Origin of the sequence: Flavobacterium sp. ZT3R18, from assembly GCF_007097385.1 — a bacterium.
GTDB lineage: Bacteria > Bacteroidota > Bacteroidia > Flavobacteriales > Flavobacteriaceae > Flavobacterium.
Window position 1 is genome coordinate 1 of sequence record NZ_VJZS01000022.1, and the last position, 19,587, is coordinate 19,587.

A 19,587-nucleotide genomic window follows, 5' to 3' on the forward strand; every position below is an offset into this window, starting at 1 on the left:
AAAGTGCAGGAGTTGATAAATCTACCACTGTTGGCGCAATACTCCATACAACTGTAGGCGGAGATAGTATGCTGAATGTTGCTGGGAAATTACATGAAATGATTGAGGGCGATGTACATAGTGAGAGTAAACAAGGGCATACAACCATTAGTGAGAAAAAGATAGTAGCCCAATCAGAAAAAAATCACGAAGTACATTCACAGGCTGAAATTTTGCACAATGCAGCCGAAAAAAGCAAAAACCATTAAGATATGAAACTTAGATATGTAAAAGGAAACATTACAGAGATTACTGGAGGAGATCGTAAAATATATGCCAAAGAAGGCTATGAAATTCACTCTAACGCACAAATTATTCATAGTGCCAAAGATGGGCATAAACATGGAGATCCAGGAAGCCCGCCAAAGGACAAAAAAATAAGAGATGTAGTAATGTTCGTTGCGGGAACAACAGATCCAATAAATACTAAAGGGGGAAAACACCAAGCAAACACCGAATACTGGAGAGGAGTTGATGAAAAGACAAAAAAAGAAACAAAAGCAAGTATAAATAATTTTTGGCATAAAATTACAGAACTGAAACCTCAATATCTTGATTTGAATATTGAGGGGGACTTTTTTAGTTGGTCTGGAGATAATGATACTAAGGAAAGAAATCTTGCTGCAGATAGATTACTTGATTTGTTTCTGAGAGTTTATAAATTCTGGAAAAATCAAGAAGTACATTTACATTTGATTGGGCATTCGCACGGGGGGAACGTAATTAACCAATTTACGGAGTTAATAGCAACGAATGAACACTTTCCTAAATTGTGGAAAATAAAAAGTATAACCTATTTATCGACACCCTTTTTCCAAAAGAAACACCAGCTTAATCATGCCAAATTACATAAAGATTGCAAGATTATCAATGTGCATAACGAATATGATTTAACACAACAACTTGTAGCTGACTTTAGTTTAGTTAATTTGGAAGGATTATTAAAGTCTTTTCAAATGGAGAAGTTTAAAACAGGTATAGAAACACTTAAAAGTGTAAATACTGATACTATTACAATTTATCTTAAAGGTATAGGTTTTAGTGATAGTCATAAGAAAAGAGCAATTCCAGCATGGAAAGAAATGGCAAAAGCTTTTTTAGGAATGAATATAATAATATCGGAATTTATCAAGTACATTAATTCGCTGAAAATTGAAAATTCAAATCTGCAAAAAGAAAAAGATTCATTTATTAATCTTTTGAATAATTTACTACAATGGACTTATGATGTATATAATAATTATAATGTTGGCATAAAAGAAGGGTATGACAAAGCAAAATGGGCAAATAATTTAAACTTGACTCAGGGGTTAAAAGTTTTAAATATTTTGTTTGATATTAAAAGTAATCCGAAAGACAGTTATATATTAAAATTATTGGCAGGTATTTTTGGAGAAAAGAAAGGGTTGACAGACAGCATTGACGAAACATCTTGGACTCCAAAAAAGCAAACCAAAGGACTACCTATTTTAGATGTACCAATCTTTGGAAGTGACCCATATAACTCTAGGAATAAAAAAAAGCAATTTGTTGCTTTTTTAAAGGGAACACAAAGTGCTGTACATAGTAGAAATTTGGAAGATATGTTAATGCGGTTATTTAGTCAGTTTATTAAACCTCCTGCATTGAAAGATTTTATTGATTATATAGACTATTCTGAAAATATTATAACAGGTGATTTAGATACACAACTAAAAATGTTAAGAGGAAATTTTGAGAGGTATTATTTATTTGTCAATAAATATCATGCTGGATTAGTTACAGAGAAAGATGAAAAAAACACAAAATTAGATTTAGACAAAAAACCAGGGTCAATTCCCTACTTAGCAATGGTATCACACAGTTTAAGTCACACACAATTTTGGAAAGATGTTGAAGATGGATTAAAAAGTGCCTTCAGTTCAGGAAAAAACCCAGGATATAAAAAGAAATAATGATGAAAAATATTCAAAAGTTAGTTTTAATTAGTTTGTTAATATTTGTTTTTTCAACAATAGGTATGACATGTCTGTATTTTTTAGTACACAGATTTGCAGCAGTGTATAATTTAAAATACATAACTACAGTAATTACTCAAGTTGGAATGATTGCTGCAATTATTCCAAGTATGATATTTTCATTAATTTATTCTTTAATAAAAATATTGAAGAGTAAATGGTTACTTTCTTTTTTAATATTGGTTCTATTTGGTTTTTTAATACTTGTAATTTTCCAACTCAGTTTGGTTATGGTTTTTTACCACCTCGATGATTCTAACTCATTTTTAAGTTCTCTTATGGAAATTTTTTGAGGTTGTTAACTTTTCGTCTAATGGCTTAAAACGGTAAAATATGACAGATTTTAAAAAAAACAGTATCATTACTATTGTAATTTTTATCATTTCTACGATAGGTATTACATATTGGTACATCTCAATAGATTCTTCGCAGAATTTAAGTACAAAAAAGATTTTTACTATAGTGACACAAATAAGTTTAATAGGAGCATTAATAACTACTTTATCTCTTTTACTAATCTACTATTTGACAAAAAAAATAAAAAATATATGGCTATTGTCATGTTTGTTATTTATTTTGGCAGTTATTTTTATATTTTTAACGTATTGGTTTTTTATTTATATGTTTAATTTCGAACTCAATGAAGCCGAATCTCTTAAAATGCGTTAATTGCAATTAAGTTTCTCTCTTTTTACTTAATTCCCTCGCTCCGGAACCAAAATGATTTTTAATGATGCTGAGGGAAGTGTTTACATAGAAGACCCAAGTGGCAATACTTGGAAAATGGACGGTCAGGGGAATATTGAGGTCAATGCACCGAAGAATTTTACAGTGAATGCGTCAGATATTATTATGAATGCTCTAAAAACTGTTTCGGTATCAGCAGGTACTAATATTACCGAAACTGCGGGTATAGATTATTCAATTTCTGCAGGTGCAATGATCACTCAAAAGGCAGAAGCTGATTATATGCTAATGGCAAAAAACATAACAAAGATTGCTAGTGATAAATATTCGGCCGATGCTAAAGACATCTCTCGAAATGCATCTGGAAAAATTGAAGCCATTTCTGTAAAAGAACACATCCAAAATAGCAAAGGCAAAATACAGAATCTATCCGGAGAAAAATCATTAAATGCATAAGTTATGGGTGTAATAAATATATTTGCAAATGATTTTATAGAAAATGCATCAGGTAGTATTATTGAAGATGGCGGGGAAATTGTAAATCTATCCGAAGCAAAAGTAGTCCAAAATGGTGCAAAAGGTGTAGATTATGATAAAAACAAGGATAGAAAACCACCAACAGATATTAGAATTACCAAAGTTGAAGGTCCATTTGATGATAAAGGCAAAATAGTGGATAAAATTGTTTTAGGAACTTTCTATGTTTACAAAGCTACAACTTCTAGAAAACCAACAGTTACAGAAATTGGTTTACTTAAATGGTCCGTGAAATTTGATAATGGCGAACGATTAATTATAAATGGAGTAGCTTCTCTCAACAAATTAGACGGAGATAAGATAATTATACAATTGGTTTTTAAACATGATTTTGAAAAAGCAAGGATTTATGCTTTTTATCAAAAAGCGGATGAAGATGTAAGTGTTAAGTTAAATTTAGAATTAAAAGAAGTAATAGTAATAATAGGTACAGAACAGCATTCTCAAACATATGGGAATAAGTTAATGTTTCCTGCTCAAGCCGTTAGAGAAATCAAACAAAATTACTCTAAGAATAAATACATTACATTATTAATTTTTACTGATGGATTTAACACTGAAGAACTCAAAATTATCGAAAGAGACTCTAAAAAGCATAATAAAAATGCAACGTTAATTAAAATTAATACTGTTGATGAGCTTATAAAATATATTAATTACGGTAATCATTTAATTAAAAGAGATGAAATAAAAATTGACGTATTGAAAATATTTTCACATGGGCTACCTAGTATTATTGATTTTGGATTAGATGGCAAAAACAGTTCTTTGCAACAATTTAACACAAATAATGCTAAGCAATTAAAATCAACCTCATTTGTAAACAAACCTATTGTTTTCTCATATGCTTGTAGAACAGGAAATAGTGATAACAGTATACTAGCATATAGTCCAACTTATAAATATGATGAAACTTCGATAAAATTAGTAAAACCCGAAGAAAGTCTAGCTCAAATATTAGCTGAACAATTAAATGCTACAGTCTACGCTTATTTAAGAAGAAGTAATTACACACCAACTTGGGTTGAAGGAAGTGACAAAGAATACAAGAAAAAATACTCAAAAATTGAAGATGAAGAAGTTAGCAACCCAATAAATCCAAAGGATTGGTTTAGAACTGGGTGGGACGAAGCATTATGGAACACAGAAGGCGCATACACATTACCTAGGTCTGGAGATTGTCCAGGAGGCATTCTTCCAAAAGGTATGTTTAAGTTTGAAAAAGGAAAAAAACCAGTCTTAAAACAATAAAAAAATGGAAACATCATGTAAACCTTTTGTAACTGGCTTATTTTGTTCTATTCTAACAATTATTCAAGCATATCTATCAATGGGGCAATATGCAAATGAATTATCTTCGGGTTGCATAAAATGTTCTTTCAATGAAATATTAATCAAACAAGTTATTTTTTTAATTCTAATACCTGTTGCTTTAATCCATTTTTTTTTAAAAAAGCTTATTAAAAAAGACTATGTAACCATAATTGTGATAATAATCTATTTAATTATTGTATGGTTAAAAGTAATAAATACGGATATCTTTGAGACAAGAGTGTCTAGCTGGAGTTCATTTTCTAGTGAAGATGTAGATTCTTTTGTTTTTAAGCAATCATTTATACCAATTTTAATTTGTATCACTGTTTATATAGTATTCATTTTAATTTTAAACAAACACACTAAAAAAACTTTAAAATAGACTTAGAACAAATGAAAAGGATAATGTTAATTTTTGTCGTTAGCATAACTGTATTTTATTGTTTAATATTACTTGTAAAAAATATAAACTGGAATAGAAATCATTCTGTTGGTGAAGTAGTAGATACTTTTAACGGCGTAAAAATCTACTACAACGGTGGTGTAAGTAATTCTGAAGGAAGAAACTTAACCGAAGACGGATATAATATTGGTGTAAAATACCAATGTGTCGAGTTTGTAAAAAGATATTATTATGAATATTTACACCACAGAATGCCAGATACTTACGGAAATGCCATTGATTATTATGACACTACTCTCAAGGACAGCATGTACAACACAAAAAGAAACCTAATACAATTCTCAAACCCAAGTAAGGCAAAACCAAAAGAAAATGATATCATTATTTTCGACAAAACGATCTTTAATCGGTATGGACATGTTGCAATTGTAAGCAAAGTCGAGGACAGTTTGATCGAAATCATTCAACAAAATCCAGGTCCATTTGCTTGTTCGAGAGAAAAAATAAAACTTAGAAAACAAAACAATTTTTGGATTATTGACAACAAAAGAATTCTTGGACGTTTATCGAAATGATTAGTTTTACAAAGATATGAGTCTTCAGACTTTGTCTTTTTTCAAATGTTCTTGAAAGGCGTAAATTTAACATGAGTCTCCTGACTTTTTCCGTAAATATCGTAGAAATTCAACACGTTTACTTATAAATAGAAACACATCTACTTTAAATAGAAACAAAAAAACTATAAAATGGCAGGTATGTTAGTTTATAGTTTTTTATAACTTTTGAAAATCATGTAGTTCTAAAAAAAATCACGGAAAAAGTAGGGAGACCTTTTGTCATATTTGGTGCTTTCAAGAACTTAGTACTAAATCACCCAAAATGTATATTTATCCTGTTTTCTTGACAAACACTAATACTTCATGGACTAATAGAGGTTCTTCTACTTTTTTTATACTATCAAATCTATGTTTCGTCTTGAAATAAAGATAACTGATTTGAAAAAAAAGGGGATATGTTGAATCAGATTATGAACAATATCCAGTTTTAATCGCAGATCTTTTTATTATGCATGGATGTCTTATCCTAAAAAACAGATACAAATTTTTTTAAAACATAAATAGTATGTAGTTTTTCTGATTAATACACTATTTTTAACCTCAAAAAACAACACTTTAAAAAACAGTTATGACAAATAAAATTCCAGTTACTATTATTACCGGTTTTCTTGGATCGGGAAAGACCACAATTATTCGTAATTTATTAGAAAACAACAATGGGAAGCGATTGGCTGTTATTGTAAACGAATTTGGAGAAATGGGTATCGATGGCGAATTACTAAAATCTTGTTGTACCAACGAAGAGGACATCATGGAGTTGAGCAACGGTTGCGTTTGCTGTACCGTTCAAGACGAGTTTTTGCCGATTATGCTACAATTGATGGAACGCAAAGATACTATCGACCATATTATAATTGAAACTTCGGGTCTTGCCTTGCCAAAACCGTTATTGCATGCCTTCAACTGGCCAGAGTTAAAACCGCAAATTACCGTAGATGCCGTAATTACCGTGGTTGATGCAGTGGGGCAGGCAACTGGTGAAATCTGTGACCGTGCTAGAGTCGAAGCGCAACGTCAAGCAGATGAATCCTTAGACCATGAAACCCCAATTGAAGAATTGTTTGAAGACCAATTGTCTTGCGCTGATTTGATTGTAATGACCAAAAAAGATTTACTCGATCAAGCGCAATTTGAAGAAGTACAGGCTATTATTGCTGCTAAAATTAGATCGAATGTAAAAATAGTAAGTGCCAATAAAGGACTGATTGCCGCTGATATTCTGTTAGGAATTGGAGCCCAAGCCGAAAATGATTTGGCAAACCGTCATTCGCATCATGAAGAGGATCACGCCAATGGTCATGAACACGAACACGACGATCATATTGACTCTGTAGTTGTCGAAATTACTGCGGTTCATACCCCGGAAACATTGGTTGCAACACTTAAACAAATTATCGAAGAACACGAGATTTATAGAATTAAAGGATTTATAAACGTTCCAGAAAAAGCGATGCGTATGGTTTTGCAAGGAGTATCGACCCGTTTCGAAAGTTATTTTGACCGTAAATGGAAAGATAATGAAACCCGAAAAACGAGTTTGGTAATCATTGGAGACGAATTAGAACATAAAAATTTGCAACAAATTATCAACGAAAGATTGAATTAACAGCAAATAGAGGGTATATTTGAATGGATAATCGACAGCTGTTGATTATCCATTTTTTTTAAATTAGAACAGTACAAATGCACTTAATACCTACCATTCCCGGAGGCTGGAATCCTAATGAGGACGGCGTTTTTCACATCGAACAATCCAAAGGAGATATTGTTTTTCTATCAGCCGCCGACACCGAAATTCATTCGTTGAATAAAGCATACGCGGCACTTCGACAAGACTCAGTGACCGGAGAAATAGGAGAGGAAGTTGATGTGAAAATCGACTCCCGGTCGCTGAGCGAAGCACCCCTGAGCGAAGTCGAAGGGTGCATAGTCGAAGCGCCGTCTTTAAGAATGGCCAATCTTACCTATCTAAAACAAGAATTGACCATCGATAAATATGTTGAAGAAGTAATAGGCGAAGCAAAACTCGTTATTTGCAGATTGTTGGGCGGAATTAGTTATTATCCTTATTTGGTAGAATCTATTGAATTGGAGTGCAGGCAAAAAAACATTCCAGTACTTTTTTTACCGGGTTATGATGCACCAGATGTAGAGCTGATGAATCTTTCAACAGTCGATTTATCGGTTTCAGATTTGATTTGGAAATACTTTTGCGCAGGTGGAAAACAAAATTTGTTGGAAGCATTGCGTTTTATTTTGCATCATTTTTTTGACAGAAAAGATTTGGTCTACAAGGCTCCGCAACGCATACCTGATTTATTTTTGTATGATTTAGAAAACGGAATCCTAACCAAAGAAGAAGCGTATAATGCAGAATTCGATACCGTAGTTTTGGTATATCAATCCCACTATTTAGCAGATAATTTAGAGCCTGTTTATGCTATTTGTGAACAATTAAAGAAAAAAAATACGCGCCCGATTATGGCTTTTGTCAATAATCTTCGGGACAAGAATATAGCCAATGAGTTATTTGACTTACTTACTCAAGGCAACAACCGTAAGTTGAGTACAATTGTCAATACCACTAGTTTTTCGATAAAAGCATTAACGGAGAATGAGTCCGATTTTATTTTTTATAAACTCAATATTCCTGTTATTCAGGCTATTTTTGCTTCGTGTACCAAAGCCATTTGGCAAGACAATTTATTTGGATTAACGCCTACTGATGTCGCTATCAATATTGCGCTACCCGAATTGGACGGGCGAATTATTACCACCGCAGTATCCTTTAAAGTGGCGTTGGGCAAGGATGCGTTAACCGATTCGGATATTTTAAAGTACGAGACACACCAAGAAGGAGTTGATTTTGTGGTTGATTTTGCCGTGCGTTGGCATCGATTGCAAACCAAAAAGAATTCAGAAAAATGTATCGCTTTGATAATGCCCAACTATCCCAACAAAGACAGCCGTTTGGCGAATGGGGTAGGACTTGATACACCAGAAAGCATGGTCAATATCATCAAGGCTCTCAAAAATAATGGATATGATTTAGGTAATTTCATACCCAATTCGAGCCAAGAATTGATAGAATTGGTCACTCATTATATTACCAATGATGTTGATACAACGCAATACCGCCCTTTTCAAGTTTCGTTGTCTATTGAAGATTTTTACAAACAGTACAATACCATTTCTCTAAATTTGAGAGAACAACTCGAAAAGCAATGGGGAAAACCCGAAGAGTCTCCTTTTTATAGCGATGGAAAATTTGCTATTGCCGGTTTTTTATTGGGAACTGTTTTTGTGAGTATTCAACCTTCTCGAGGGTACAATCAAGACGAAAAAGCGATTTATCATTCGCCAGATTTACCGCCCACTTTCAATTATTTAGCCTATTATTTTTGGGTAAATCATGTTTTTCAAGCGGATGCCGTTGTTCATGTAGGCAAGCACGGAAACTTAGAATGGTTGCCAGGAAAGAGTGTTGCATTAAGCAAAGAAAGTTGTTATCCGAGACTGTTGATGGAAGCCATTCCGCATTTTTATCCCTTTATAGTCAACGATCCGGGCGAAGGAACTCAAGCCAAGCGTCGCAATCAAGCTGTGATTTTGGATCATCTGATTCCGCCTATGACCCGTGCCGAAAATTATGGTATTTTAACCCAATTGGAGCATCTGATAGACGAATATTACGAGGCTTTTACTTTGGATATAAAAAGAGCCACAGTATTAAAAAAGCAAATCAAAACTTTGGTTCAAGAAGCGCATTTAGATACTGATTTGAGAGCTTCGGTAGAGGATATTGATGAATTATTAGTGAAATTAGACGGCTATTTGTGCGATTTGAAAGAAGCACAAATTCGAGACGGCTTGCATATTTTTGGACAAGCTCCAGAAAATGACCAATTACTCGATTTGCTTATTGCCTTGCACCGTGTTCCATCGGGAGCGATAAAAGGAATAACACACGCATTGGCACTCGATTTGGAATTGAATTTTAATCCACTGCAATGTGATTATGCAACTGCTTTCGAAAAAGAAATTCAGCAGGTCTATTGCCGAACGATTGGCGATGCTGTCGAACAACTCGAATTGATTTCACGAGTCTATTTATCACAATTTTTATTAGATAAAAAAGATACGGGTTACCTAAATTTTGATGGCGTTCTTAATTTTATTGCAAAAGACACTTACCCAAAAGTACAGCAAACCACCAACGAAATTGCTAATTTATTGTCGGGTTTGAATGGCAAATATGTTCCTTCGGGAAGCTCAGGTGCTCCCACACGAGGGCGCTTGGATGTGTTGCCCACAGGGAGAAATTTCTATTCGGTAGATGTGCGTACTATTCCAACTCCAACGGCTTATGCTTTGGGAGTAAAAAGTGCGAACCTCATAATAGAACGCTATTTACAAGAAAACGGAGAATATCCAGAGACGGTTGGACTCTCGGTTTGGGGAACTTCTACCATGCGAACAGGTGGCGATGATATTGCTCAAGCTTTTGCTTTGATGGGTGTAAAACCCGTTTGGGAAGGCGCTAATCGCAGAGTAACCGATTTTGAGATTATCTCTATGCTCATGCTAAAACGTCCGCGAGTAGATGTAATGTTGCGCATTTCGGGTTTTTTTAGAGATGCTTTTCCAGATGTAATTTCGTTGTTTAATAAAGTGGTAGAACGTTTGGCACAGTTAGATGAAGATCCAGAAGTGAACCCCATCAGAAAACGTTTTCTCAAAGAAAAAGCCGATTGGAAATCCAAAGGAATTACCGAGGACAAAGCTCATAAAAGAGCCTTGTTTCGTGTTTTTGGCTCTAAGCCAGGGGCGTATGGTGCAGGATTGCAAGCCGTAATTGACGAGAAAAATTGGCAAACCAAAGAAGATTTGGCACGTGTATATATGCAATGGAGTGGTTACGCCTATGGAAGCGACAGAATAGGGGAGTCGGCGCATGAAGTTTTTGAACAACGGTTATCCGATATTCAAATTGTGATGCACAACCAAGACAATCGGGAACATGACATTCTGGATTCGGATGATTATTATCAGTTTCAAGGCGGTTTGACCAATGCCGTACAAACCGTAAGTGGCACGCAACCCCAAGTTTATTTTGGAGATCATTCCCGCCCCGATAACCCGAAAGTAAAAACGCTAAAAGAAGAATTACTCAAAGTGTACCGCTCCCGTGTGGTAAATCCAAAATGGATTGAGGGAGTAAAAAGACATGGTTATAAAGGTGCTTTTGAAATGGCAGCCACCATGGATTATCTTTTTGCCTATGATGCAACAACCGATATGATTGACGATTTTATGTACGAAGGCATCACGGAGGAATATTTATTTAAACCCGAAAACAAAGAATTTATAGAAAAAGTAAATCCGTGGGCACTAAAAGATATGTCCGAAAGAATGCTTGAAGCTATCCAACGAGGAATGTGGAAAGAACCAAAACCAGAAACTGTTGAAAAACTACAACAGCTTCTTATAGATTCGGAGTAAAGTTTTCAGTCTCAGTCTCAGTTTTCAGTCTCAGTCTCAGTCTCAGAATCAAACTGAAAACTGAAACTGAAAACTATAATTCAGTTTTCATTCATAGTCAGAATCAAACTGAAAACTGAGACTGAGACTGAAAACTAAAAAAAATACCACTACAATTCAGGTTGTTTCTTTCTTTTATACAAAAATAACTGCCATTTTTCTTCGGCTACACCTGCTTTGTCCATTTCGGCACGACCCAGAATGAAGAAAAGATCCGACATTCTGTTGATGTAGGCAGGAATATAATCATCGACATCATCTTCTTTCATCAAACTTACCAATAAACGTTCGCCTCGACGCATTTGTGTACGCACAACATGGCATAAAGCCGAGATTTCATTACCGCCAGGAAGCAAGAAATAATCTGATTTGCTTGTCATGGCAGCTTCCAGTTCGTCTATCCAAGCTTCGCAGAATTCAGCTCCATCTTCGGGTTTTGGATTTGGGTTTATCTTTTTGCAGTCTGATGGTCTGGCCAAATGGGACATCATATCCATCATATCCCTCTGAATTTTATGCAGGTTTTGTTGCCATTCGTGTTCCGTTCCTAACTTGGCACGCAACAAACCAATGGTCGAATTCACTTCGTCTAATGTGCCGTAGCAGTTTACACGAACATCGTCTTTATAAACTCGGCTTCCGCCAAATAATCCCGTTTTTCCGGTATCTCCTTTTTTGGTATATATTTTCATTTTTTTTTGATTTTAATATGCAACAACTCTATAGTTTACATTCATTTCAATAGCTAATTTTTTAGCCAAAGCTAATTTTACAAAACCTTTTTCGGTATCAATTACCGTGGTGTTTTTTGATATTCTCAGATAGGTTTTAAAATAAGAAACCGCTTCCGCAAAAGGGTTTTCGGTTTCGCCTTTATTTATTTTGCCATCGGTCAAGACATAGAAGACTGTTTCTTCCTGCGGCATTTTCAATTTTAAAAGTTGGTGCACTAAGGACAAACCAGCCTTTAAATTCGTTTTTCCGCCAGAGCGCAACTGTTGTATTTCGGCTATAAATTTCTCTATATTTTGCGTAAGCTTTAAAACGACTGTTGCCGTACCGTTCTGCAATGCTACTGCCGAAAGTACTATTTTTTTGTTTTTAAATTGAAGTAGCGTTTCCGAAATCAATCCTTTTATAAAAGAAATTTGCTGATTTTTCACCATAGAACTACTCGAATCAATCAGGAAAATCAAGTGAATTTTTGACTGAGCAATAGCTTTTTTATAATGAACTTTAATTTTTTGGGTAGTCAGATATTCTTTTACCGAAGACAAAACATCGATTCCAGTAGCGACTGTTCCAAAAGGATGTTGACTGCTTTTTTGTATAAGTTGATTTTTAAATAACAACCCTTTCTTTGATTCAATCTTTGGTATTTGTATTTTTAAAAACTGCTCAGTTTCTGTAGCTTGTAATAAATAGTCACTCAACCCGCTATTTTCTATATTTTCTGTATTCTCATTCTCATTCTCATTGCCATTGCCATTGTCATTGTCATTGCCATTGTCATTGCTTTTTGGAAAATGTTTTGCGCGATGGTTCAAGACCAAAGGAGCGACTTTCTCTAAATGCATCACTGTTACTTCGGTACAATTGTCTAAAGCGGCATAAGCACGACTTGCTTTCATCAGTAAAATGTCGGCTCGCAGACCTTCTACTTGGTGCGAAATGCATTTGTCTGCAATGTTTTCCTTAATTTCTTCCGAAATATAAATGGAAGAAAGTTGTTCTTTTGCTGACGCAATTATTTTTGACAACCCTTTTTCATCGTCTTCAAATTGGCGACAAAAAGCATTCGAATCCATATCAAAATCCAAACGACGATTCACAATTTTCATTCGGATTTTCTTGTCTGTAGGAGTTTTTATAGTTACACTCAGTCCAAAACGATCTAGCAACTGCGGACGTAAATCGCCTTCTTCAGGATTCATTGTCCCTACCAAACAAAATCGGCTGTCGAGCCATTGCGAAATCGCATCACGCTCCAGAAAATAACCTCCACTTGAAGAAGCGTCGAGTAAAACATCCATCAGATAATCATTCAACAGATTGACTTCATCGATGTATAAAACACCCTGATGTGCTTTGGCTAGCAATCCTTTTTGGACTTCCAGTTTCTTTTCGTTGATTAAAGTTTCCAAGTGAACCGACCCCAAAACACGATCTTCGGTAGCGCCTATCGGCAAATTCACAAACGGGAAATCACTCTCGATATTTTTCATCAGGCTTTGCAGCGCCCGAACGGTTGTGGTTTTGCCCGTTCCTTTGTCCCCCAAAGCCAAAACTCCGCCCAGCGATGGATCAATCATACATAATAGCAAAGCCAACTTAAAATCGTCTTGCCCACAAATGGCGGTAAAAGGGAAATTTTTGTGCATCATTATCCGTTTATAGCGTTATAAATCCAAAGAAATCCAATAAATATGGAAAAAACACCGACAACGGCATTCATCATTTTGAAAGCAATTTGGTTTCGTTCGATAAATCGGGAAACCGAAAAAGTCAAGACACAACTGTAGGTAGTCATGGCAATAATAATTCCGATACTTTGCAAAGCAATAATCCCCACTGCGGTATAAGTATCCTTTGATGCCATGACCAATGCAATCGAGCAAGCTCCACCAGTACCGGCCAATCCGTGTAACATCCCCACCCAGAAGGTACGACTCAATACATTCATCGTAATTTCTTCACCTTGTTTGCCGTGTATATGCAACACATTTGCCGTGTGTTCGTGCTCCGCAATTGTCCGATGAACGTCCATTATTTTTTTGAGTTTATGATTGCGCCTGATTGCAGATATTCCCAACCAAATCATTACCGGACCAACTATTATTTCGGCATAGGTAGAAAGATTTAAAGGTAAAGCTGATTTTAATAATAAGGCAAAAGCACTAAAAAGCAATAAGGTTACCGAATGCCCCATAGCCCATTGAGAAGAGCGCCATAAGAGTTTTGCTAAACCTATTTTGTTGTCTTTTCGCTCGGATGCCAATACTGAGACTGCCGCCATATGATCCGGTTCAAACGAATGTTGTATGCCTAATAAAAGTGAATCTGTAAATAGATAACCTATCATTTTGTGTTTTTTTATTAATTCTTAAATCCGTGCCTTCGACCCCTTCGACCCCTTCGACTCCTTCGACTCCTTCGACCCCTTCGACCCCTTCGACCCCTTCGACAGGCTCAGGGAACGCAGGCACTGGTCATGTATTCTGATCCCCGTTCCCTGAGCCTGTTTTTACTCCGGTGCCTGAGCTTGTCGAAGGCATAATTCTATCATTCGCATCAATCAAAAGCACGGTCAATGCTACATTCGGAATATGTTGTTTACAAACATCATAACAATGTTGTCGCAAGGATTGAAAGAAAGGTTCATTCTCTGTAAAATCGAAAATTTCTGTTAGTCGCCTTGCCATATTCAAATCTAAAATCGGTAAACATTGTTCGTCGCTATACCCGCAATCTTTTGCCATTTGATGTATGAATGCTTTGTCCCAAGTTGATTTTCCGCTGTGGGTATCAAGTTCGCCTTGCGCCAGTTTGGCCGCTTTTCCTATCATTATTCCAATGGTTACTTTTTCAAGCGGAACCGATTTTATTTTTTCTAAAGTATCTCCAATCCAATTGCCGTATTGTATAAAAGCAAAATCAGGCAAATGCGGGAATCGTACTTTCAATAAATTCTCCGATCGTCCTCCGGAATTGATGACAATTTCGGTACAACCATTGGCAATCGAGACATCAATACCTTGTGTGATGCTAGCAATATAGGCCGATGAACTAAAAGCTTTCACAATGCCTGTTGTTCCTAAAATCGAAATTCCGTTTAGAATCCCGATACGGGAATTCAATGTTTTTTTTGCGATTGCTTCCCCGTTTTCTACAAAAACTTCCACATTTACGCCTTTATCACATTGAAACTGATGTTTAACAAAATGTACGGCATCAGTAATCATCTTCCTTGGCACGGGATTAATGGCAGGTTCGCCCACCGCAATGGCCAATCCGGGTAAGGTCACAACGCCCACACCTTTACCTTGCAGAAATTGAATTCCCTCGGCTTCATTTAGAGAAACTGTACAACCAATTGTTGCGCCATGAGTTACATCGGGGTCGTCTCCTGCATCTTTTATGGTGGTGCAAGTGGCCTGTTTTTCATCAAAAAAACAGGATGTAATCGTAAAATTTACTTTTTCCCCAAAAGGCAAAGTTATTGTTACTTCTTTTATTTCTTTTTGTTGCAATAAACTCATTAATGCCGCTTTCGCACACGCAGTTGCACAGGATCCTGTGGTGTAGCCGCTGCGTAAAGGACCTTCTGGAATTGGAAGCAATGCCATTTTTTATTTTTTTAAAGTCATAAAGTTAAACAAATCAGCTTCATTTGATGCTATTAGAAAACTCTTAGGCAACATAACTCTTTCAATAATTACAATTGGAATTTTACAAATTTTGGCAGCTTCAATTTTTGTGGATAAAAAGCCCGATTCTCCGCTTTCTTTGGTAATCACAGCTTGACAATTGTATTTTTTTAAAATCTCAATTTCATGGTTCAAATCATCACTTGGAAATTCTAAAATCAAATTTTCTTTCGGAAATCCCGATTTTTCTGCTATAGCCAATGAACTTTCCCTTGGTAAAATCCGAAAGTAAGAACAATTTTTTTTCCAATAGGATTCCATCTTTTCAATGGTTTGTACTCCTGTCAAAGCCAATAAACTTTCTATTTTCTTGGCATTCAAATAGGCGATGGCTTCCGCATAATTTTTGACATAAATCACATCTTTTGAAACACTTTTTACAGGATATTGTCTTTCAAAACGAATGACAAGAACAGATAAAAAGCTACTAGCTTCAGCTATTGTTTGATGTAAAATTTCTGCAAAAGGATGACTCGCATGTATAATTGTGCGTATTTTTTTTTCCTGACAAAACGCAATTAATTCTGTAATCGAGAACGCCCCAAAACGATAGCTTCCGAATTGTCCTTTGTCAAACTCGATTTCCGTTTTTGTAGAATAGAAGTAAGGCAAGGCTTCCCTTTCGAGAAACTTCGCTACTTTTTTTCCTTCTGTTGTGCCACCGAATACTAGTATCATAAAAATTATAATTATTTTACACTGAGCTTACCGAAATCTATTTTAATCCTGTCAAAGGTTCCTGAGCCTGTCGAAAGTTATTTCGAATAAAGCTACCTGAGCCTGTCGAAGGTTATCTTGATCCTGTCAAAGGTTCCTGACCTGTCGAAAGTTATCTTAATCCTGCTAAAGGTTCCTGAGCCTGTCGAAGGATAACCTTAGCTTCTTTCCCCGTTCTAAAAATATGTTTCCACTCGGGACTGTATAGATAAGAACGGTTTTTTCGAGCGCCAATGGCAGCTCCAACGATTACTAAAGTTGTTAAAGTCAGTTTGTTATCACGAATTATTTGAGCAAGTTCAGTTAGTTTGCCTACAAATACCCTTTCGTCTTTCCAAGTTACTCTATATAAAACAGCTACGGGAGTGTCTTCGGGATAATGTTCCAGTAATTGTTCTTGAACTGATTTGGCAATTGTGGCACTCAAAAAGATACACATCGTGGCTTGGTGTTTGGCCATTTCGTTCAGTTTTTCTTTTTCGGGAAGCGGTGTTTTTCCTTCTCCACGGGTCAGAATAATAGTTTGTACAACTTCAGGAATAGTGAATTCCGATTTTAGATAAGCTGCTGCGGCCTGAAACGACGAAATTCCGGGAACAATGGAATAATCCATACCTTTTTCGTCAAAAATGGTCATTTGCTCCTGAATGGCTCCGTATATAGAAGGATCTCCCGATTGCAAACGTACAATTAAGTGTCCTTGTGCATAATGTTCGTCCATAATTTCTATTTGTTCTTCAAGGGTCATACTTGCCGAGTTACGAACGATTGCATTAGCTTTGGCATAATGTGTTAACTCAACAGGAATAAGGCTTCCCGCATACAAAATCAAATCAGCTTCTTCCAGTAATTCTTTTCCCTTTACACAAATCAAATCGGCAGCACCCGGACCAGCGCCCACAATTACGATTTCGGCTTTTCGTTTTGCTTTTTTGTCTAATGACAAAGCGATGGTGTGTTTTTTGCCCGAGGATAAATGCAGTTTTTGTTTTTCTAAAATCAAATCATCAGTTTGAGCCAATAGCATTGCCGAAGCCTCCGCAACGCTAAGAACACCTAATTTGCTCATCACAACTTCCGATGGATTTGCGGCTACTTTAGAATTCAATTCATCGGCAGTAAAAGTGATAAACGGAATTTGCAACGCATTTGCCAAAGCTATAAAAGCCACTTCGTCGTGTTTTACACCCAAAGAACCAAGGGATTTTATGGAGGCGTAGGCAATATTATTTTGTTGTAATTGTTCTCGAAAAGAAACTTCCAACAAATCCGATTCGATATCTCTAGAACATCCCATTCCCATAGTGATTACGGGAGCATAATAATACAATGCAGGAATTGGAGCAGTATAAACAGTATAAGTTACGGCTATAAAAAGTTCATATTTAGAAAAATCAATGGCTTTATAGCTATAATAAACAGTAACAAAATCGGGTTTGTTTTTTTCTAAAAAAGTACAGCCTTTGTCTTTTATGTCTAATAATAAAGCGGTGGGTTTATTGTTGACAAACAACGAAATGATTTCATTCATTCCAATGGTACTTTGAGTTTTCCAGTTGTACGTTTTTGCCAAAGTATCCAAAGCCCAAATATCTTGCCCGTCACTAGCGGTTGTAATTACGGCTTGTGCGCCAATTACTTTGGCTAAATTTAGAGCTAGTTCATTGGCTCCTCCCAAATGTCCTGAAAGTACCGATTGCACAAATTTACCCGCTTCGTCGATATTGATAATAGCAGGATCTTTGGTTTTGTTTTCCAAATAGGGAGCAATACTCCTCACGCAAATTCCCAATGCTCCAATAAAAATAAAACCATCAAAAGCATTGAAATTCGATTCTAGAAACAAAGCAATCGATTCGATTTCGGTTACGCCTTCATGTTTTCGTGTTGAAACCAAAACTGATTTTTGAAATTCCTTTTGAAGTATTTTTCCCAAAAGGACTCCTTTATCAGTGCTGGCTAGTAAAGCTATTTTTTTCATTTTTTTTAATATAAATTTTAATAACTACCGCTTTTGTGCGGTCAAGATAGTTACTTCGTTGTGTTGATCAATTTTTATAGTTGTTGGCAAAAGCAGTTCATAATCGAGTTGCTTTATGCTTTGTATAAATTCGGTTTTGCTTTCTTGTTTGACTGCATTGATTACGATGCGCCCTTTTGGCAGCAAATAAGAATCGATTTTAGCAATCAGTGCTGCCAATCGGTTGCCGTGTCCGCCAATGAAAACGGTATCTGGTTGTGGTAGTTCGTCTAGATTTTGTAAAAAGAAATCGCCCATAACAGTTTGAATACCCAAAGCACCAAATTTTCGAGCATTATTTTCTAAAATCGATTCGCATTCGGGACGGATTTCAAAAGCCAAAACATCTAAATGTGGGAATTGTAATTGGGCTTCGATTGAAATAGAACCAGTACAAAAGCCAATATCCCAGAGTGTTTTTCGATTGTGTAAATCCAATTGGGATAAACTCAGCAATCGAATGGGCATTTTGGTAATCATATTGGGACGGTTGGGTAATCCTTCAAAATCACTGTCGGGAATGCCAAAAGGTTTTGTTTTTTGCTCTTCCTTGATTAATAAAACACAATTGAGCGGTTGATATTCCTGTTGTATCGCTTCCGCTAAAGTGAGACGGCTTATCTTTTCGTCATTGCCTTCCAAAGATTCGCCCACTATCATTTGGTAGTTTTTATAGCCATAATCCAATGCTCTTTTGGCAATTGCCTGAGGCGATTTGTACGCATCGGTCAATACACCGATACATTCTTTTTGTCCCATCAATGCGACATCCAGTTCTCTCCAACTGCGTCCGTGAACGGAAGCATACGTAATATTCGAATACGTAACGCCCGCTTTGTGACACAACAATTGAATGCTATTGAAATACGGTATCGTTTTTACGGTTGCTTCCGGATGAAATTTCTGAATGGTATTTGCAAATCCATAAAATAAAGGGTCGCCCGATGCAAAAACCATTACGGTCTGATTTTGTTGTTTATAAATTTCAAATAGCACACTCATTTCTCCCGAAATAGTAATCCATTGATGATTTTCGGGAAGGTGTTTTTGTACTAATTCATAATGGCGTTTCCCACCCGAAAACACCTGATGCGATTGCAACAAGAGTTGAGTCTCGTCTGAAAAAACGAAATTTGGGTTATCGGATATGCCTATTAGAATGTAGTTCATGGGATGTTTTAAGCCTTATGGTTACGAGTTTGTCATTCTGACCGAAGGGAAGAATCACATTAGTTAATCACTTTTGTTATTCATAATACGTTAGTTTCGAGTGTGATTCCTCCTCTGT

General features: G+C 35.9%; 14 protein-coding genes and 1 pseudogene. 8 read left to right on the forward strand and 7 right to left on the reverse strand.

Translation table 11 applies throughout. From position 1 onward, the window contains the following. The 8 genes and pseudogenes from FNW52_RS20890 to cobN all read left to right on the forward strand — a co-directional run. A pseudogene (locus FNW52_RS20890) lies at positions 1-248 on the forward strand (type IV secretion protein Rhs); the annotation flags it as partial. A 3-nt stretch (positions 249-251) separates the two neighbouring features. Then, complete coding sequence (locus FNW52_RS17305) at positions 252-1,973, forward strand: hypothetical protein (protein WP_143378740.1); 1,722 nt, start codon at positions 252-254, stop codon at positions 1,971-1,973. A gap of 783 nt (positions 1,974-2,756) precedes the next feature. After that, positions 2,757-3,179 carry a hypothetical protein gene (locus FNW52_RS17310; RefSeq protein ID WP_143378741.1) on the forward strand — a complete coding sequence of 141 codons (423 nt, stop codon included), beginning with the start codon at positions 2,757-2,759 and terminating at the stop codon, positions 3,177-3,179. 3 nt (positions 3,180-3,182) lie between these two features. Further along, the gene (locus tag FNW52_RS17315) at positions 3,183-4,511 is read left to right on the forward strand and encodes a hypothetical protein (protein ID WP_143378742.1); all 1,329 of its coding nucleotides are present in this window, start codon (positions 3,183-3,185) and stop codon (positions 4,509-4,511) included. Between the two features lie 4 nt (positions 4,512-4,515). Continuing rightward, entirely contained in the window at positions 4,516-4,956 is a 441-nt protein-coding gene (locus FNW52_RS17320) for a hypothetical protein (protein ID WP_143378743.1), read from the forward strand. 11 nt (positions 4,957-4,967) lie between these two features. Then, entirely contained in the window at positions 4,968-5,552 is a 585-nt protein-coding gene (locus tag FNW52_RS17325; RefSeq protein ID WP_143378744.1) for a CHAP domain-containing protein, read from the forward strand. 610 nt (positions 5,553-6,162) lie between these two features. Beyond that, positions 6,163-7,200 (forward strand): cobalamin biosynthesis protein CobW, encoded by a 1,038-nt coding sequence (gene cobW / locus FNW52_RS17330; RefSeq protein WP_143378745.1) that lies wholly within the window; start codon positions 6,163-6,165, stop codon positions 7,198-7,200. Between the two features lie 77 nt (positions 7,201-7,277). Next, the gene (gene cobN, locus FNW52_RS17335) at positions 7,278-11,096 is read left to right on the forward strand and encodes a cobaltochelatase subunit CobN (RefSeq protein WP_185966027.1); all 3,819 of its coding nucleotides are present in this window, start codon (positions 7,278-7,280) and stop codon (positions 11,094-11,096) included. A 149-nt stretch (positions 11,097-11,245) separates the two neighbouring features. Here cobN and FNW52_RS17340 read toward each other — a convergent pair whose 3' ends face one another. The 7 genes from FNW52_RS17340 to cbiE form a co-directional block, all read right to left on the reverse strand. Then, a complete protein-coding gene (locus FNW52_RS17340) occupies positions 11,246-11,827 on the reverse strand; it encodes a cob(I)yrinic acid a,c-diamide adenosyltransferase (protein ID WP_143378746.1) in 582 nt (193 codons plus the stop codon). Positions 11,828-11,839: 12 nt separating this feature from the next. After that, positions 11,840-13,519 (reverse strand): VWA domain-containing protein, encoded by a 1,680-nt coding sequence (locus FNW52_RS17345; RefSeq protein ID WP_143378747.1) that lies wholly within the window; start codon positions 13,517-13,519, stop codon positions 11,840-11,842. Continuing rightward, positions 13,519-14,217 carry a hypothetical protein gene (locus FNW52_RS17350; RefSeq protein WP_143378748.1) on the reverse strand — a complete coding sequence of 233 codons (699 nt, stop codon included), beginning with the start codon at positions 14,215-14,217 and terminating at the stop codon, positions 13,519-13,521. The genes FNW52_RS17345 and FNW52_RS17350 overlap by 1 nt, the downstream gene beginning before the upstream one ends. Before the next feature lie 127 nt (positions 14,218-14,344). Next, positions 14,345-15,481: a cobalt-precorrin-5B (C(1))-methyltransferase gene (locus tag FNW52_RS17355; RefSeq protein ID WP_143378749.1), complete on the reverse strand. Its 1,137-nt coding sequence runs from the start codon at positions 15,479-15,481 to the stop codon at positions 14,345-14,347. A 3-nt stretch (positions 15,482-15,484) separates the two neighbouring features. Further along, positions 15,485-16,240, reverse strand: a complete 756-nt coding sequence (locus FNW52_RS17360; protein WP_143378750.1) for a precorrin-6A/cobalt-precorrin-6A reductase — start codon at positions 16,238-16,240, stop codon at positions 15,485-15,487. A 151-nt stretch (positions 16,241-16,391) separates the two neighbouring features. Further along, on the reverse strand, positions 16,392-18,260 hold the full coding sequence (gene cobM / locus FNW52_RS17365; protein WP_143378751.1) for a precorrin-4 C(11)-methyltransferase: 1,869 nt from the start codon (positions 18,258-18,260) through the stop codon (positions 16,392-16,394). 24 nt (positions 18,261-18,284) lie between these two features. After that, the gene (gene cbiE / locus FNW52_RS17370; RefSeq protein WP_143378752.1) at positions 18,285-19,469 is read right to left on the reverse strand and encodes a precorrin-6y C5,15-methyltransferase (decarboxylating) subunit CbiE; all 1,185 of its coding nucleotides are present in this window, start codon (positions 19,467-19,469) and stop codon (positions 18,285-18,287) included. Positions 19,470-19,587 lie beyond the last annotated feature (118 nt).

Bases quoted from the DNA above. Each gene is read 5' to 3' on its own strand.
- FNW52_RS17355 (WP_143378749.1), bottom strand. From the start codon at position 15,481: ATGGCATTGCTTCCAATTCCAGAAGGTCCTTTACGCAGCGGCTACACC.
- FNW52_RS17320 (WP_143378743.1), top strand. From the start codon at position 4,516: ATGGAAACATCATGTAAACCTTTTGTAACTGGCTTATTTTGTTCTATT.
- cobN (WP_185966027.1), top strand. From the start codon at position 7,278: ATGCACTTAATACCTACCATTCCCGGAGGCTGGAATCCTAATGAGGAC.
- FNW52_RS17345 (WP_143378747.1), bottom strand. From the start codon at position 13,519: ATGATGCACAAAAATTTCCCTTTTACCGCCATTTGTGGGCAAGACGAT.
- cobW (WP_143378745.1), top strand. From the start codon at position 6,163: ATGACAAATAAAATTCCAGTTACTATTATTACCGGTTTTCTTGGATCG.
- FNW52_RS17305 (WP_143378740.1), top strand. From the start codon at position 252: ATGAAACTTAGATATGTAAAAGGAAACATTACAGAGATTACTGGAGGA.
- FNW52_RS17340 (WP_143378746.1), bottom strand. From the start codon at position 11,827: ATGAAAATATATACCAAAAAAGGAGATACCGGAAAAACGGGATTATTT.
- cobM (WP_143378751.1), bottom strand. From the start codon at position 18,260: ATGAAAAAAATAGCTTTACTAGCCAGCACTGATAAAGGAGTCCTTTTG.
- FNW52_RS17325 (WP_143378744.1), top strand. From the start codon at position 4,968: ATGAAAAGGATAATGTTAATTTTTGTCGTTAGCATAACTGTATTTTAT.
- FNW52_RS17315 (WP_143378742.1), top strand. From the start codon at position 3,183: ATGGGTGTAATAAATATATTTGCAAATGATTTTATAGAAAATGCATCA.
- cbiE (WP_143378752.1), bottom strand. From the start codon at position 19,469: ATGAACTACATTCTAATAGGCATATCCGATAACCCAAATTTCGTTTTT.
- FNW52_RS17360 (WP_143378750.1), bottom strand. From the start codon at position 16,240: ATGATACTAGTATTCGGTGGCACAACAGAAGGAAAAAAAGTAGCGAAG.
- FNW52_RS17350 (WP_143378748.1), bottom strand. From the start codon at position 14,217: ATGATAGGTTATCTATTTACAGATTCACTTTTATTAGGCATACAACAT.
- FNW52_RS17310 (WP_143378741.1), top strand. From the start codon at position 2,757: ATGATTTTTAATGATGCTGAGGGAAGTGTTTACATAGAAGACCCAAGT.